This window comes from Myxococcus sp. AM010 (assembly GCF_013372585.1).
Taxonomy (GTDB): Bacteria; Myxococcota; Myxococcia; order Myxococcales; family Myxococcaceae; genus Myxococcus; species Myxococcus vastator.
This window is the reverse complement of sequence record NZ_JABXEO010000004.1, coordinates 137,874-152,871: the sequence shown is the minus strand read 5'-3', so window position 1 is coordinate 152,871 and position 14,998 is coordinate 137,874. Positions and strand designations below refer to the sequence as shown.

Below are 14,998 nucleotides of genomic sequence, written 5' to 3'. Positions count from 1 at the left end.
GGATGACGCACACGGTCGTCGCGGCCGGCGCATTCCTGGGGAACGAACCTTGCTCAACGCCGGATGAAGGCCGCCCCCCACAGCAGGAGCAGCGCCCACGTCAGCCCGCCCGGTGCCGACGAACAGCCGCCCTCGTCACCCCCACGGTCCAGGTCGCCTCCAGGGCCTCCGGCGCCCCCTCCATCCGGCGCACCGCCCACGCCACCGTCCGGGGCGCCTCCCGGCCCGCCGTCGGCCCCACCGTCCGAGTCGTTCCCAGTGCCCGCATCCACTCCACCATCCGGGTCAGGCGGTGGCACGGTGGCGCAGGGCGCGCCGGAGTCCTCCCCGGAGATGCACAGCCGCCCATAGCGGCCCAGGCCTTCGCGCCGGCCGTCCACAACGGCGACGATGACGTGCGTGGCGGCCTCGGCGTCCACGCGAGCGGACAGGGTCCCCACGCCATCCGCCCGCGCGACGCGCAGCACCTGCGTCGGTGTCACCGCGGCCACCAGCAGGTGGATGGAGGGAGCCTCCTCGCCCTCGGTCGGCACGAAGGAGGCGGTGACGGAAGACGTCCCCCCTTCCACCTCGAAGTAGCGCGTCGACGCGGCCGCCACCCGCACGGACGGCTCCGACACCGGCAGCGTGCGCGGCGCGACGGTCAGCGGCGCATAGCCCTCACCACTCGCATACCCCGCGCCGCGCGCCCGGCGCGGCCCGGTGGCCAGGTTCCACAGGGCGAACTCGGCGAAGGCGGTGTCGAAGTCCGCGCCCCAGTCGCGCCGCAACGCCGTCTCCACCAGCACCGGCCAGCGGACCGACGGCGTCACGACGCTCTCCTCCCACAGCGAGCGCACCACCCCATCCCCGAAGCGCTCGCCCAGGAACTGGAAGTAGATGCTCGTGCCATAGCTGAAGGACACCGCCGGCCCCTCCGGGTCCAGCGCCAGGGTGCGGTCCGGACGTGACAGGTACGCGGCGGTGAAGCGCTCCAGGTCATCCAGCGCGGGCCGGTAGCGCTCACTGGCCCAGACCGCGGTGCCCTCCGACGCCACGCTACCCAGACCCGGGTGATAGGCGGCCTGCACGGCGTGGAAGAACTCGTGGCTGGCGAGGATGTCCACGGCCTCGCCGTAGGACGGGTAGCTGTAGCCCGCGAAGTCGTTCTCCTGGAGCATGTGCCCGGTGCAGCGCGACGACGTCTCCAGACAGCCGTCCAGCCGGAAGGCTCCGTCCGCGATTCCGCCGAAGTCCACCAGGTACACATCGAAGCGGCCGTCACCGCCGTTGTCGCTCCCCACCCAGCCGTCCTCCGGCGGCAGGCGGAAGCCCAGCCCTTCATAGAAGACGGCGACGCGGTCATACGCGGACGCGACGGTCTCCACCGCGTCCGGAACGCCGCTCCCGTCCGCGTCCGCCGCCGGCACGGCGTTGGAGCCCGAACGGGAGAAGTGGATGCGGAAGCGCCCCCCAGGGGACACGACCGACTCCACCGCCTCGCCCTCGTCGAAGCGCGGAGGCATCGCCGAGGGCGAGGTGGGGCGCGCTCCCGCTTGCAGTCCCGCTTCCCACGTCACGAACGCATCGTGACGCTCGTGCGGTTCACGCGGGGCCTGCTGGACAGGTCCACACCCGAAAGGGAGCAGCAGGAGCAGCGCCCGGAGCTTCATGGCAGGAAGGCCCACTTCACGCGGAGCTGCCCCGAGCCGCTCGGCGTCCCCGACGGCAGCTCATTCGTCGCGTCGCAGTGCTCCTGCACGGCCAGCTCATAGTAGGACGTCACCTCGAACTTCACGTGGCGCCCGTCGGCCAGGCGGATGATGAAGACATCCCCCGTCATCCGCACGCAGCCCTGGTAGGCCCAGAAGCTGCTCAGCGCCATCGTCGGCCCGGAGAGGCCCGAGTTGTCCGGGATGAACTCGCACGTGTCGGTGTACCAGGCGTCCGACTGGAAGGTCAGGTCCTCGGGCACGGACGTCACGGTCTCGAAGCGGGTGCCCGTGGGCAGCCGCGCCACGCCAATGCAGGACGGGCCGGACGTGCCGCCGTTCACCCGGATGTAGTAACGGCGGAACGCGACGTCCCAGCCGTGGTCGCCCAGCGACGTCTGGTCGTCGATGTTGACCCGGGACAAACCCTCGGGCGTGAAGCGGGCGTAGGTGTAGGACTGGTTCACCGTGAGGCCACCCGCGCGGGCGTCGATATACGAACGGAACTCGCCCTCCGAGGCCTCCTCCTCGTACATCGCCGTCGTCGACGGCGTCGTGAGCAGGTTCAGCCGGTCGATGCTCTGCTCGCTGCAGGGCACGTCGCTCTGGCACTGCGGCTCCGTGCCCGCGTCCGGCTCCGTGCCCGCGTCCGGCTCCGTGCCCGCGTCCGGCTCCGTTCCCGCGTCGGGCTCCGGCTCGGTGCCCGCGTCGGGCTCCGGCTCGGTGCCCGCATCGGGCTCCGGCTCGGTGCCAGAGTCCGGCGTCGGGTTCGTCCCGGAGTCCGTCTGTCCGGCGTCGGGCACCGGGGTGGGGTCCTCATCGGATGAACCACAGTTCACCAACAGGGCCAGCGCCATCGCCACGGCGGCCAGCACCCACAGGCCCTGCTTGCCGGCCTTCGTGTGCATCGTTTCTTCGGGGTGAGTCTTCATCAACGGCCCTTTCCCTCGGGTGGTGCGGAGCCGGAGACCACCGATGGCCAGGACAAGACGCACACGGCGCTGTGCCATTCCGGCCCCCACGCGCGACACCATAATTGATAACGATTCTCATATTCAATATTTGATCCGCGAAATCATCATCTGGGTGGGGCGCCCAGGCCGGAATTGACCGCGGCCCTCACCAATCCCCTCATGCGGTGGTTCGCGAAGCGCGACGTGCGCGAGCGCTCCATCGCAGCCTGGTGGGGCGCCCCGCCCGCGCTGGCGGCGATTTCTCCGCGCGATGCCGCCGGAGGGTTCGCCTACCGCGGCGACGCCATCGCTCAGCCCTTTTGCGCCGCGCCATGAGGCGAGGCGCCCCGAGGGCCGGGGCGCACCCGGGCAGCTCGCTGTTCGGAAATGTCGGGAGATTTCGCGGCGCAAAACCCCCGACATTTCCGAACAGCGAGTGACGGGAGTGGCTCCGGCCGACCCTCCGCGGGGGCCCCTGGGGTGGCCGCGCGGTCCGCTCCGCATGAAGTCCGCCACGGTGGTGATGGCAGCCGCGCGCCTTGCGCCCCCGCGCGCATGCACTCCCACGCGAACCGCTCTGTCCTGCTGTCGCTCCTCCTGCCCTGCCTGGCGCTCGCTCAGCTCACGGACGACACGCCGCGGAGGGCTCGCCCACTGAGGCAACTCCGCCGCTCAGCGCATCTGTGCTGCGCGATGAGTCAGCGCAGCCGCCGGCACGCGGACGTCTTCACCGCCAGGGACACCCGCGCGCCGGGCGCCACGCCCAGCTCACGCACCGACGCGGACGTGAGCCACACCACCCAGCGCACGCCCGCCACCTCCACGATGGCCGCGTCCTCACCCGTCGCCACGGGCTCCACGTCCACCACCGTGCCCGTCAGGACGTTGCGCGCGGAGACGCCCGTCAGCGGTTGGATGGACAGCAGGATGTCCGCGGCCGGCACGGCATAGGCCGCACGCGTGCCCGGCGCCAACGCGGGCGAGTCCGGCACCCACAGCGACAACCCACCCCGCACCCGAAGCCGCAGCCCTCCGCCGTCCGGGCGCTCCAGGACGCCTTCGAGGATGTTCTCCTCCCCTTCCCCTTCACCGGCGAGCAGGCCTCGCGCCGCCGCGCCCAGCACTTCGGCCGCGGGCCCGGCCGCGCGGACCTGTCCCTGGTCCAGCAGCAGCGCCTCCCGCGCCAGCACGCGCGCCTCGCCCAGCTGATGCGTCACGTACAGCATCGGCACCCGGGACTCGTCGCGCACGCGCAGCAGGTACGGCAGCACCCGCTCTTTCAGCGCCACGTCCAGCGCGGCGAGCGGCTCATCGAGCAGCAACAACGCCGGATCCGTGGCCAGCGCGCGCGCCAACGCCACCCGCTGCTTCTCGCCCCCGGACAGCGTGGCCGGATAGCGGCGCAGCAGCGGCGCCAGCTCCAGAAGCTCCACGGCCTCGTCCACGCGAGAGGCCCGCCCCGGCCGCGCGCCGAAGCGCACGTTCTGCTCCGCCGTGAGGTGCGGGAAGAGCAGCGCGTCCTGGGGCACGTAGCCCATGCGGCGCTGTTCGGGCGGCACGTCGCTTCGGGCAGCGCTGTCCAGCAGCACGCGGCCCTCCAGCACCACCCGGCCCCGGGCGCCGCGCCGCAGTCCCGCGAGCACCTCCAGCAGCGACGTCTTCCCGGAGCCCGAGCGCCCCATCACCGCCACCGACGCGCCGTCCAGCCGTGTCCCCACCTCCAGCGTGAAGCGCGCCAGTGGCAACCGGATGTCCAGCTCCAGGCTCACGCGCGCACCCGCCGCCCGCGCCGCCGCGCCGCCGCCTCGGTCGCGAACACCGCCACGAAGGCGAGCAGCGCCGCCACGCCCGCCAGTCGCAGCGCCTCCGCGTCCCGCCCCAGCTGCGTGCGCTGGAAGATGGCCAGGGACAGCGTCTGCGTGCGGCCTGGGATGTTGCCCGCCACCAGCACCGTGGCCCCGAACTCGCCCAAGGCACGGGAGAACGCCAGCAGCGCGCCCACCAGCACGCCGCGCCAGGCCAGCGGCAACGTCACCCGGAAGAAGGCGCGCGTGCGCGAAGCGCCCAGCGTGCGCGCCACCGCCACCAGCCGCGGGTCCACCTCCTCGAAGCCCGAGCGCGCCGAGCGCACCAGCAACGGGAACGCCATCACCGCGCTCGCCAGCACCACGGCCTTGGGCGTGAAGACGACCTCCACGCCCCACGCATCCAGCACGCGCCCCAACGGACCGTTGCGTCCGAGCAACTCCAGCAGCACCAGTCCCACCGCCGTGGGCGGCAGCACCAGCGGCAGCGTCAGCAGCGTCTCCACCACGCCCTTGCCCGGACCGTCCCACCTCGCCAGTGCGTACGCGACCGCGAGCCCCGGCGGCAGGATGAGGAGCGTGGCCAGCGCCGCCACCCAGAGCGTGAAGGACACCAACGCCGTGACGCCCTCCATCAGGGAGCCCGCGCGCTGGGAGCGCCGAAGCCGTGGCGTGCGAAGACCTTCCGGGCCGCGTCTGACTGAAGGAAGCGCACGAAGGCCCGCCCGGCCTCCGGCGCGCCGCCCTTCGTCAGCGCCGCCACCGGATACACGATGCGCGGCGCGTCCTGCTCGGGCACCTGGAAGGCGACGCGCACGCGCTTCGAATGCGCCGCGTCCGTGGAATACACCACGCCCGCGTCCACGCGCCCCGTCTCCACCGCCGCCAGCGCGGCGCGCACGTCGAGCGCCGGGATGATGTTCGGCGCCAGCGCCGTCCAGAGCCCCGCCTTCACCAGCCAGGCCTTCGCATACACGCCCGCGGGCACCGCCTCCGGGTCCGCCAGCGACAAGCGCTTCAGCCCACGCAACCCGGCGGGTGATGACGGGGCTGACTTCGCGTCCACCGGCACCACCACCACCAGCCGGTTGGACAGCAGGTCCACGCGCGTCGAGGGCGCGACCAGGCCCGCCTTCTCCACCGCATCCAGCTGCGCCGTGTCGGCGGAGAGGAAGACGTCCGCGGGCGCCCCGGCCAGGGCCTGACGTGCGAGGCCACTGGAGGCCCCCAGGGAGAGCTCCACCGCGTGGCCCGTGGCCTGGGTGAAGACCGGCGCCAGCTCCCGGAGCGCGTCCGAGGTGCTCACGGCCGAGAACACCAGCACCGTGTCGGCCTGGGCAGACCCACCCGCCAGCAACGCGGAGACGGCACAAAGCAGGAACAGATGACGCATGGCGTAGCACCTCGCATATCCGGACAACCCGCGTTGCATTGTCGTCAGGTCAGCGTCCTTCTGGACAACAGATTGACCTGCCCATGCGGGGCCGCTATGGGATACTCCGTGTCACGGAAATTCCACAAAGAGGATGAAGACGTTTCCGAGGACCTGGAGAGGCTCCAGAACCTGCTCCTCGCGCTGGGCCGGCGCAGCTCGCTCCGAGACCCCATCGCCAACATGTGCGAGCAGCTCCAGTTCACGCCACCTCAGGTTCACGCCATCCTCTGGCTGGGTCAGGACGGCCCGCTCACCATGGGCGAGCTGGCGCGCCGGCTGGGTGTCACGGAGAAGACCGTCACGGGTGTGGTGGACCGGCTGGAGCGCCAGGGACACCTGCTGCGCGAGCGCAGCGCCACCGACCGCCGCGTCGTCCACTGCCGCCTGACGGAGGACGGCCAGTCGACCTGGGAGCGGCTCGACCGCGTGGTCGTCCATGGCATGCACCAGTTCCTGGGCATCCTCGACGCAGGAGACCGCAAGGCCCTCTTCCGCATCCTGGAGAAGCTGCTGAAGCGCATGGGCGGCGCCTCGCCCACGCCGGCCACGCCCGCGCCGCGTGAGCGCACGGGCTGACAGCCGGGCCCTCGGCGGGGCCCCCGTCCTCCAGGCTGCCTGACAGGCTTCATGTCCGGGGGGGCAGCCCCCCTGCGTCGCGCGGCGGTCGCAGCTTGCGACGGGGGGTGGAAGGCGATGACGGGACGCGCGCGCGGGGTGGCGGTAGGGGTGCTGCTGGGCCTGATGGCCTGCCGGAAGGACGCGGAGCAGTCGTCTCCCTCCACGGAGACCCCCGCACCGAAGCCGCCCGAGCCTCCCACGCTGCCCGCCGGACGCGCCGTGGCGCTCGCCTCCGTCGCGCCCCTGGTGGCGTCCGTGAGTCCGGCCGTCGTCAACGTGGAGGTGCGGCTGGGGGCGCCCACGCCCGGCGAGGCGAACGACACACCCTGGGGTGGTGGCGGCCCCTCGCCTTTCGGTGGCCCGCCGTTCGACGGCCTCCCTTTCGGCGACGCCCCCGAGGAGCCGCTGTCTCCCTTCGAGAGTCCCTCGCCCTTCGCGCCACCGGTGCGCGAGGGCATCGGCTCCGGATTCATCATCGACGCCAAGGGGCTGGTGCTCACCAACCACCACCTGGTGGCGGACGCGGAGGCGATTCAGGTGCAGCTCGCGGACGGACGTGACCTGGAGGCGCGCGTGCTGGGCTCGGACCCGCTCACGGACGTGGCGGTGCTCCAGCTCGAACGCCTGGACGGCGGCAAGCCCTTGCCGGTGGTGCGGTTGGGTGACTCGGATGCGCTGCGCGTGGGGGACTGGGTGCTGGCCATTGGCAACCCCTTCGGCCTGACGTCCAGCACCAGCCTGGGCATCCTCGCCGCGAAGGCGCGCGACATCGCGGCGGGCCCCTTCGACGACTTCCTCCAGACGGACGCCGCCATCAACCCGGGTAACTCCGGCGGTCCGCTGTTCAACCTGAGCGGCGAGGTGGTGGGCATCAACACCGCCATCGCCGGCCAGGGCTCGGGCATCGGCTTCGCGGTGCCCAGCAACCTCGTCAAGTCGCTGCTGCCCCAGTTGGAGCAGAAGGGCAGCGTCACCCGGGGCTGGCTGGGGCTGATGGTGCAGGACCTGACGCCCGACCTGGGCGAGGCGCTGGGCGCGCCGGTGCAGGCGGGCGCGGTCGTCACCGACGTCACCGCGGAGACAGCGGCGGCCCAGGCCGGGCTGCGGCCGGACGACGTCATCGTCGCCGCGGATGGGCAGCCCATCGACTCGGCGGGCGCGCTCACGCGGCTGGTGGCGATGAAACCACCGGGCGCGGAGCTCACGCTCGCCCTCTACCGGGACGCGAAGAAGCGCGACGTGAAGGCGACGCTGGGCACGCGGCCCGACCTGGAAGGCGTCGCCGTGAAGGCGCCGGCCGTCGGGGGCTCGCAGCGCCCCGCCGAGCATCGCGTGGGGTTGAGCCTGATGGACATGGACCCGGCGCTGGCGGAGTCCCAGGAGCTGCCGCCCTCCGGCGCATTGGTGACGGAGGTGGCCCCCGCGTCCATGGCCGAACACGCCGGCGTGCTGCCGGGCATGGTGGTGGTGGAGGCCGCGAACAAGCCCGTGAACAACGCGCGGGACGTGGTGACGGCGCTGCGGAAGACGAAGCCTGGCGAGTCCGTGCTGCTCCGCGTGGCCCTGCCGGGTGGCGCGCTGGAGCTGCGCGCGCTCACGATGCCGGAGGAGTAGGCGCGCGCGCCAGCAGCACGCGGGGCCGCAGGAGCAGCGCGACGGCCTCGCGCACCGTCCAATAGACGCGGTCGAACGTGTCCAGGTCGCGCGCGGTCTCCAGCGCCGGGCTGGTGGCCACCTCCCAGCCATACAGCCGGAAGCAATTGCGCGCGCGCAGCAGGTGATACGGGTCCGACACCACCACCACGCGCCGAGCGCCCAGCCCGCGCAGCACCTCGGCCGTGAGCCGGGCGTTGTCGTCGGTGGAGTGACTGCCCTCCTCCAGGACGCACGCCTCCGCCGGGACGCCCAGCCGCGTCGCCAGCGCCAGCATGGCGCGCGCCTCGGAGGGGGGATTCACGCCCACGCCGCCGGAGAAGACGAGCCGCGGGGCCACGCCGCGGTGGTACAGCGCCACCGCGTGCTCGGTGCGCGCGCGCAGCGCCCCGGAAGGCACGCCCCCGGGCAACACGCGCGCGCCCAGCACCACCAGCACGTCCGCGGGCGTGGCCTGCTCGCGCTGACCGAACCGGTCCACCACCCAGGCGAGGCCGAAGACGCCCCCTGTCAGCACCCCCGCGCCCACCAGCAGCAGCCGGGAGAGGCGCGCGGTGCGCGGGGTGAGTGACGTGGGCGGCACCCTCCGCACGCTAGCCTGAAGTCGTGCGCGGGGTGAGACGCTGGCCCGGGCGCACTGGACGTGGCCCCATGAGGTGCGCTCCAATCCCCCGGGTGATGACCCCTGAAGACGCGACGAAGGCCCTGTCGGACGTGGAGCTGGTGCCCTGCGCGGAGATGGCGCTGATGGACGCGCGGCGGCTGGTGGACGCTTGCCTGGGCGCGGAGGTGCCGGCGCTCGTGCATCGCGAGGCCTGCAGCAAGCCGGGCTGCAGCCCGAAGTTCCAGGTGCTGGTGCGCCCCGAGGACGGCCCTCGCGTGGCCGCCCTGCTCCAGCAGCGGTGGATGGACAGCATCGAGCGCGAGGGCCTGGTGCCCGTGGGACGCACCGCCGCCCCGGCCGCTCCCATCCCCGAGGACGGCGAGCCTCCCTGCCCGGCCTGTGGCACCGCCGCGCCGCTGCTGGAGGGCGCCTGCAGCGACTGCGGCCTCCAGCTCGACTGAAGGCCGAGCGGGCGCCAGCGGCTGTCACCTCCCCGCTTCGTCTCATGAAACATTCACAGCACAATGTGCTCTGCAAACCCAGACGTGGGGCGTCCGCGCCCCCGTGAAGGAGCGTGAATGGAAGTCAAAGGCGTCGCCTTCCTGGCCCGGCAACAGCTGATGGTGCAGACCCACGGGGAGGCGGCCTGGAAGGCGTTCCTCACCGACTTCGCGACGAGGGAGCCCTTCTTCGCCAGGCCCGTGATGCCGGTGTCGCGCATGCCGGCGGACGCGTTCCTCCGGCTCAACGACGAGCTGCTGGCGCGCTTCTACAACAACAACCAGAGCGCCTGGTGGCAGTTCGGCGTGAAGTCCGCCGAGTACGCGCTGGGCCAGGGCCAGCTCAAGGCGATGTTCAGCCAGGGTGACTTCCGGCGCTTCCTGCTGTTCACCCCCGGCATCTGGAAGGGCTACTTCACCGAGGGCGACCTCACCGTGCACCCCGGGCAGGGCCACACCGACCTGCACATCACCCAAGTCCCCCGGCCGCACCCCTACTTCGAGCTGTCCGTCATGGGCTTCGCCGCCGGCGGACTGGCGTTCCTGGGCGCGCAGAACCTCGAGCACCAGGTGCTCAAGGGCTTCACACGCAACGACAACGAAGTGCTGTACCGCTTCAACGTCGGCTGATGCCCGCGCCGGCCCGCGCCTCGTTCAAGGCGCGGTGCCGGTGGCCGTGCGCTCGGCGACCACGGGCACGGCTTCCGGCTTCAACCGCAGGTCCGCCACCACGGGGTAGTGGTCTGACACGTCCACGCGCAGCACCCGGCTGGCCACGGACGTGAAGGCATCACACGCCAGCACGTAGTCGATGCGCAGCGTGGGCAGGAAGAGCGGCAGCGGATACGTGCCTCCAGTAGCGGCGGCGACGTCATGCAGGGCCCGCCGCAGCAGCCGCGTGGAGCGGGAGTCTGGCCCGTCGTTGAGGTCCCCCATCAACACCTTGGGCCGCGAGTCCCGCGCCATCAACCCCGCCACGTACGCGCTCTGCCGCACGCGGGTGTCGCTGTTGAAGGGCCGGCGGATGAGGTGCGTGAGGTAGACGCTCACCTCGCGCCCGTCCACCGCCACCACCGCATGCGCCACCGTGCGAGGCTCCGCGCCGCGCGGCACCGGCAGCGGATACTGCGCCAGCGCCTCCAGCGGGAAGCGCGACAGCACGGCGATGCCGTAGGCCCCGCCGTACAAGTCCGTGGTGCGGAAGTGGGCGCGGTACGTCAGGCCGGTGAGGCGGGACAGCTCCTCCGTCTGGTCCAGGCCCCGCGCGCGGGTAGACCCCACGTCCACCTCCTGCAAGGCGACGACGTCCGGCACCGCGGCGCGAATCACGTGCGCCACGCGCTCCAACCCACGGGCGCCGGACTGGATGTTGAAGGTCATCACCCGCAGCTCGCCCGGAGCGCGCCGCACGGCGGCGACGGACTCGGTGGAGGCAAGGTGGCCAGGGCCGGTCGCACACGCGAGCGGCCCCAGCAGGAACAGGAGGGGGAGGAGGCGGCGAAGGCGCATGGTCGGCAGGGGCGCGATGTTAAGTCCCCCCGCGCGGCCTTGTCGCCTCGCCCACCCCGGCGCGTCCGGGAGGCAGCCGGCCGGGCGGGCTCTCCGCGAGCAGGGGGGCGAGCCCGTGTCCGCCCTCCACCGGAGGGTCCCGACCCGGGAGCCCGTCGGCGTCCGGTCCGGGCCACCCTTCCCCCTGCTCCACCCCGCGCCCAACCTGTTTCTTCATGAAAACGACACTGGCATCCGATTCGACTGGCCGGTCCCACTGGCGCGCCTGGGCGCTGGCAGCCATTCCCGCCGCCCTGCTGCCCGTGGGACTCCTGCGCTACCGGGCCCGGCGCCGCGCACGCCGTCCAGCGCCCTTGCGCAGCGCCATGGGCCTGGGGCTGGTGTCCGTGGCCATCCTGCGGCTGGCGGGCAACTCCCGGCGGAAGCTTCGACGGGTGCCGTCCTTCGCCGCCTTCCTGCCCGACGAGTTCACCGCCTCGGTGGCCTCCGGTCACTGACGGCGCTGTCGCGCCCGGAGGCCTCCTTTCAACGAGGCCTAGCGGCGACGGCGCAGGCGCGTGCCGAGCAGCACCAGGGCCGCGCCCAGCAGCGGGGCACCGCCCGCGGCGGCGCAGCCGCCCTCGTCGTCACCGCCGTCGCCACCACCGCCATCCGCCACGGTGACGTTGAGCGTGGTGGCCGCGGAGGCGTCTCCCTGCTCGGTGCCGTTGTCGTTCACCGAGTTGCCCGCGCCGTACAGGGTGACGCTGCCGGGGGTGGACGGCGCCACCAGGGTGAAGTCGAAGCGGGCCGCGCCGCCGGAGAACGCCTGGATGGTTCTGTGGGTGACTTCCCCGCTCAGCCTGATGGAACCCGTTCCCGGGGTGAGCGTGCCGCCGTTGTCGCTCACCGCCACGTTGTAGCCCGCACCGGAAGCCGGACCGCCCCGGATGACGAGCGTGTAGTTGCCGGTGGCGCCCGGCGCCAGCGTGGTGGGCCCCTCGATGGTCACCGTGGGCGCGCTGCCGCCGCCGGTGTGGCACGCCGCACAGGTGAGGCTCGAACCCTGCTTGCCGCTTTGGCCACTGATGCCCGCGGAGTTGGCGAACGCGGAACCGGAGACAAGGCACGCCGACACAACGCCGACCACTCCGAGAGATGCAAGGTACGACCGCATGAAGCCTCCAAAAAGGAACGACGGGAAGGAGGCCCTCTACATAGCGCGCCCGTCCCCCCCTTCACAGCCACCCTAACGGCCGCTACTGCGCAGCAATACCGCACAGGCCTCGTCACGAAGCTGAGACAAGGTGAAGCGCGCTCCCACACCGGAGTGCTCCAGTCCGGCCCCCAGGGAAAGCACCCCGTGCGCCACGGTCCAGGCCAGGTTGGCCAGCCGACGCGGCTGGAGCCCCGGGGCCAGCCGGCCCGCGCGCGCATCCGCCTGGAGCCGCGCCTCCAGCACGTCATTCAGCTGTCCACTCAGCGCCAGCACCCGCGCCTGGTGAGCCTCGGATTGCCGCCCCGTCAACTGTGGCCACAGGTAGACGACGCGGAAGCCGTCCAGGTCCTCCGCGTACAAATCCACCCGGGCCCGCACCAGCGCGGCCAGGGCCTCCACGCCGCTGGTCGCGGCCGTCACCGCCGCCTCCAGCACCTTCACCTCGCGCTCCAGCCCCTCCACCGCCAGCGCTCCCACGAGGTCCTCCTTGGAGCGGAAGTAGTAGAAAAGTGAAGGCTTGCTCAGGTCCGCCTCCGCCGCCACGGCCTCCAGCGTCAGCCCCAACCACCCGCCCCGCACCAACACCGCCCGCGCGGCGACGAGGATGGCCTGACGGCGCCCCTCCTGACGCCGCGCCTTGCGCGCCTCGCGCTCGGAGGGCTTGGAGCTGGGCGCCGATGCGGGGGTGGGCGCGGCGGGTGACGCGGCCGCGCGACGGCGGCCCGGCGCGGGCTTGCGGCCACCGCCGCTAGAGCCGGACGAAGGCATTCCGCACCGCCTCCCGGCCGCCCTGCTCCACCACGTCGCCGTGGCACACCACCACGCGCTCCACGTCCCAGGCCTGGGCCCGCGCCAGGGACGCGCGCACGGCCTCCCGGTCCTTGATGACGGCGCGGATCAGCAGGGACGGCGCCAGCCGCTGCCACGCGCCGCTCAGCTTCAGGTACAGGCGGGTGAACCACGAAGGCGTCCGGTGCACGTTGAACGCCAGGTCGGTGACGAACAACGTCTTGCTGGGGCGGTGGAAGAAGAGCAGCTCGTCCACCCTGGGCATCCCCTGGACGAGCACCTGGTCCAGGACGCCGGCCCAGCCGGCCTCGGCCGTGTCCCCCAGCTCCAAATCGATGCGAAGGTCCGGCCGCTTGCGCCGCAGCGCCGCGGGCGCGGCCACCTTCGCGTCCGGATAGGCCGCCGCCCAGTCCCGCACATACAGGTGGTGCATCAGGTTGGGCGCCACCAGGAAGCGCACCGGCCCGAGCGCGTCCACCGCCGCCCGCGCCTCCGGGCTGAAGCGGACGGGCGAGTGGAGCCACAGCCCCCCATCCGGCAGGCGGACGGCGGTCATCCGGCCTCCCAGGTCCATTCCCCCGATGCCGAACTCCACCGCGAGCACATGCACGTCGTCGGCCACCTGGCGAAACATGACTGCCTCCTGGATGCACATTCAACCGGAGCTCATTATTCTGACCATTGGTCGAAAAATGCAATCCCGTCCGGGAAGGACCCCTGCGTCCGGGTGACGGGGCCGTTGATTTCCGGGTGGGCCCGGCGTAGGCAACCGTCCTCTTTCCACGACTTTTGAAGGGTGCTCCGCACATGGCCGAGAAGCTCACGCCCCGCGAGAAGGGCTTTTCCGAGTGGTACGTCGACCTGGTCCAGAAGGCGAAGCTCGCCGACTACTCGGACGTGAAGGGCTGCATGGTCATCCGGCCCAACGGCTATGCGCTGTGGGAGAACATGCAGCGCGTCCTGGACACGAAGTTCAAGGACCTGGGCCACAAGAACGCCTACTTCCCGCTGCTCATCCCCGAGAGCTACCTGAAGAAGGAAGCCGAGCACGTCGAAGGCTTCAACCCGCAGCTGGCCGTCGTCACCCACGCGGGCGGCTCCAAGCTGGAGGAGCCCTACGTCATCCGGCCCACCAGTGAGACCATCATCAACCGCAGCTTCTCCAAGTGGATTCAGAGCTACCGGGACCTCCCGATGCTGCTGAACCAGTGGGCGAACGTGATGCGCTGGGAGATGCGCACGCGCCTGTTCCTGCGCACCACCGAGTTCCTCTGGCAGGAAGGCCACACCTGTCATGAGACGGAGGAGGACGCGGAGAAGGAGACCCGGCAGATGCTGGAGGTCTACCGGACCTTCGCCGAGGACTACATGGCGATGCCGGTGCTGACCGGCCAGAAGTCGGAGTCCGAGCGCTTCGCCGGCGCGCTGCGCACCTACAGCATCGAAGCGATGATGCAGGACAAGAAGGCGCTGCAGGCGGGCACCAGCCACAACCTGGGCCAGAACTTCGCCAAGGCCTTCGACACCCAGTTCCAGGGCCGCGACGGCAAGATGCACCACGTGTGGCAGACGTCCTGGGGCGTGTCCACGCGCCTCATCGGCGGCCTCATCATGACCCACTCGGATGACGCCGGCCTCATCGTCCCGCCGAAGCTGGCGGCCACGCACGTGGTCATCATCCCCATCTTCGGCAAGGCCTCCGACGCGGAGAAGGCGCAGGTGCTGGAGAAGACGAACGCGCTCGCCGCGGACCTGCGCAAGGCGGGCCTGGGCGTGGTGCTGGACGACGACGACACCAAGAGCCCGGGCTTCAAGTACAACGAGCACGAGCTCATCGGCACGTGTCTGCGCATCGAGCTGGGGCCCAAGGACCTGGCGAAGAACTCCTGCGTCATGGTCCGCCGCGACGTGCGCCAGAAGGAGTTCGTGTCGCTGGACGAGGCCGTGTCCAAGGCCCAGGCCATGCTGGACGCGATGCAGAAGGACCTGTTCACCAAGGCCAGGGACTTCCGCGACTCGCACACCTTCGAGGTCAACTCCTACGAGGAGCTGAAGGAGAAGGCGGACCAGGGCTTCCTGCTGGCGCACTGGAACCTGGACCCCAAGGTGGAGGCGCGCATCAAGGAGGAGACGGGCCTGACGACGCGCTGCCGTCCCTTCGACCTCAAGCAGGAGCCGGGCAAGTGCGTCGTCACCGGCGAGCCTTCGCCGGGCCGCATCGTCTTCTCCAAGTCGTACTGAGC

General features: G+C 71.7%; 16 protein-coding genes. 6 read left to right on the top strand and 10 right to left on the bottom strand.

Annotated elements, in window-relative coordinates; genetic code table 11:
• Positions 1-53: 53 nt before the first annotated feature.
• From HV826_RS04180 to modA, 5 genes are all read right to left on the bottom strand, one after another.
• Positions 54-1,652, bottom strand: a complete 1,599-nt coding sequence (locus HV826_RS04180; RefSeq protein WP_176415700.1) for an MXAN_6640 family putative metalloprotease — start codon at positions 1,650-1,652, stop codon at positions 54-56.
• Positions 1,649-2,623, bottom strand: a complete 975-nt coding sequence (locus HV826_RS04175; RefSeq protein ID WP_303623572.1) for an HmuY family protein — start codon at positions 2,621-2,623, stop codon at positions 1,649-1,651. The genes HV826_RS04180 and HV826_RS04175 overlap by 4 nt, the downstream gene beginning before the upstream one ends.
• A gap of 719 nt (positions 2,624-3,342) precedes the next feature.
• Positions 3,343-4,413, bottom strand: a complete 1,071-nt coding sequence (modC, locus tag HV826_RS04170) for a molybdenum ABC transporter ATP-binding protein (RefSeq protein WP_176415698.1) — start codon at positions 4,411-4,413, stop codon at positions 3,343-3,345.
• A complete protein-coding gene (modB, locus tag HV826_RS04165) occupies positions 4,410-5,063 on the bottom strand; it encodes a molybdate ABC transporter permease subunit (protein ID WP_368670833.1) in 654 nt (217 codons plus the stop codon). The genes modC and modB overlap by 4 nt, the downstream gene beginning before the upstream one ends.
• Positions 5,064-5,083: 20 nt before the next feature.
• Complete coding sequence (modA, locus tag HV826_RS04160) at positions 5,084-5,842, bottom strand: molybdate ABC transporter substrate-binding protein (protein WP_176415696.1); 759 nt, start codon at positions 5,840-5,842, stop codon at positions 5,084-5,086.
• Positions 5,843-5,938: 96 nt separating this feature from the next.
• Between modA and HV826_RS04155 the strand changes: the two genes are divergently transcribed.
• Both HV826_RS04155 and HV826_RS04150 read left to right on the top strand, forming a co-directional pair.
• Positions 5,939-6,460 (top strand): MarR family winged helix-turn-helix transcriptional regulator, encoded by a 522-nt coding sequence (locus HV826_RS04155; RefSeq protein WP_176415695.1) that lies wholly within the window; start codon positions 5,939-5,941, stop codon positions 6,458-6,460.
• Between the two features lie 117 nt (positions 6,461-6,577).
• Positions 6,578-8,116 carry a trypsin-like peptidase domain-containing protein gene (locus HV826_RS04150; RefSeq protein ID WP_176415694.1) on the top strand — a complete coding sequence of 513 codons (1,539 nt, stop codon included), beginning with the start codon at positions 6,578-6,580 and terminating at the stop codon, positions 8,114-8,116.
• On the opposite strand, the gene HV826_RS04145 is transcribed toward HV826_RS04150, so the two are convergent.
• On the bottom strand, positions 8,097-8,738 hold the full coding sequence (locus HV826_RS04145) for a YdcF family protein (protein ID WP_176415693.1): 642 nt from the start codon (positions 8,736-8,738) through the stop codon (positions 8,097-8,099). The genes HV826_RS04150 and HV826_RS04145 overlap by 20 nt on opposite strands.
• A gap of 95 nt (positions 8,739-8,833) precedes the next feature.
• Here HV826_RS04145 and HV826_RS04140 point away from each other — a divergent pair, with 95 nt between their 5' ends.
• Positions 8,834-9,220, top strand: a complete 387-nt coding sequence (locus tag HV826_RS04140; protein WP_176415753.1) for a hypothetical protein — start codon at positions 8,834-8,836, stop codon at positions 9,218-9,220.
• A 117-nt stretch (positions 9,221-9,337) separates the two neighbouring features.
• A complete protein-coding gene (locus HV826_RS04135) occupies positions 9,338-9,889 on the top strand; it encodes a hypothetical protein (RefSeq protein WP_176415692.1) in 552 nt (183 codons plus the stop codon).
• Positions 9,890-9,913: 24 nt separating this feature from the next.
• On the opposite strand, the gene HV826_RS04130 is transcribed toward HV826_RS04135, so the two are convergent.
• The gene (locus HV826_RS04130; RefSeq protein WP_176415691.1) at positions 9,914-10,768 is read right to left on the bottom strand and encodes an endonuclease/exonuclease/phosphatase family protein; all 855 of its coding nucleotides are present in this window, start codon (positions 10,766-10,768) and stop codon (positions 9,914-9,916) included.
• A 215-nt stretch (positions 10,769-10,983) separates the two neighbouring features.
• Here HV826_RS04130 and HV826_RS04125 point away from each other — a divergent pair, with 215 nt between their 5' ends.
• Positions 10,984-11,265: a hypothetical protein gene (locus tag HV826_RS04125; protein WP_255207895.1), complete on the top strand. Its 282-nt coding sequence runs from the start codon at positions 10,984-10,986 to the stop codon at positions 11,263-11,265.
• A gap of 38 nt (positions 11,266-11,303) precedes the next feature.
• On the opposite strand, the gene HV826_RS04120 is transcribed toward HV826_RS04125, so the two are convergent.
• The 3 genes from HV826_RS04120 to HV826_RS04110 form a co-directional block, all read right to left on the bottom strand.
• A complete protein-coding gene (locus tag HV826_RS04120) occupies positions 11,304-11,924 on the bottom strand; it encodes an MXAN_6652 family MXYO-CTERM-anchored protein (protein ID WP_176415690.1) in 621 nt (206 codons plus the stop codon).
• Positions 11,925-11,996: 72 nt separating this feature from the next.
• A complete protein-coding gene (locus HV826_RS37835; protein WP_176415689.1) occupies positions 11,997-12,734 on the bottom strand; it encodes a TetR/AcrR family transcriptional regulator in 738 nt (245 codons plus the stop codon).
• Positions 12,715-13,389 carry a DUF4336 domain-containing protein gene (locus tag HV826_RS04110; protein ID WP_176415688.1) on the bottom strand — a complete coding sequence of 225 codons (675 nt, stop codon included), beginning with the start codon at positions 13,387-13,389 and terminating at the stop codon, positions 12,715-12,717. Before HV826_RS04110 ends, HV826_RS37835 begins: the two co-directional genes overlap by 20 nt.
• A gap of 155 nt (positions 13,390-13,544) precedes the next feature.
• On the opposite strand from HV826_RS04110, the gene proS reads away from it, so the two are divergent.
• The gene (gene proS, locus HV826_RS04105; RefSeq protein ID WP_205507569.1) at positions 13,545-14,996 is read left to right on the top strand and encodes a proline--tRNA ligase; all 1,452 of its coding nucleotides are present in this window, start codon (positions 13,545-13,547) and stop codon (positions 14,994-14,996) included.
• Positions 14,997-14,998 lie beyond the last annotated feature (2 nt).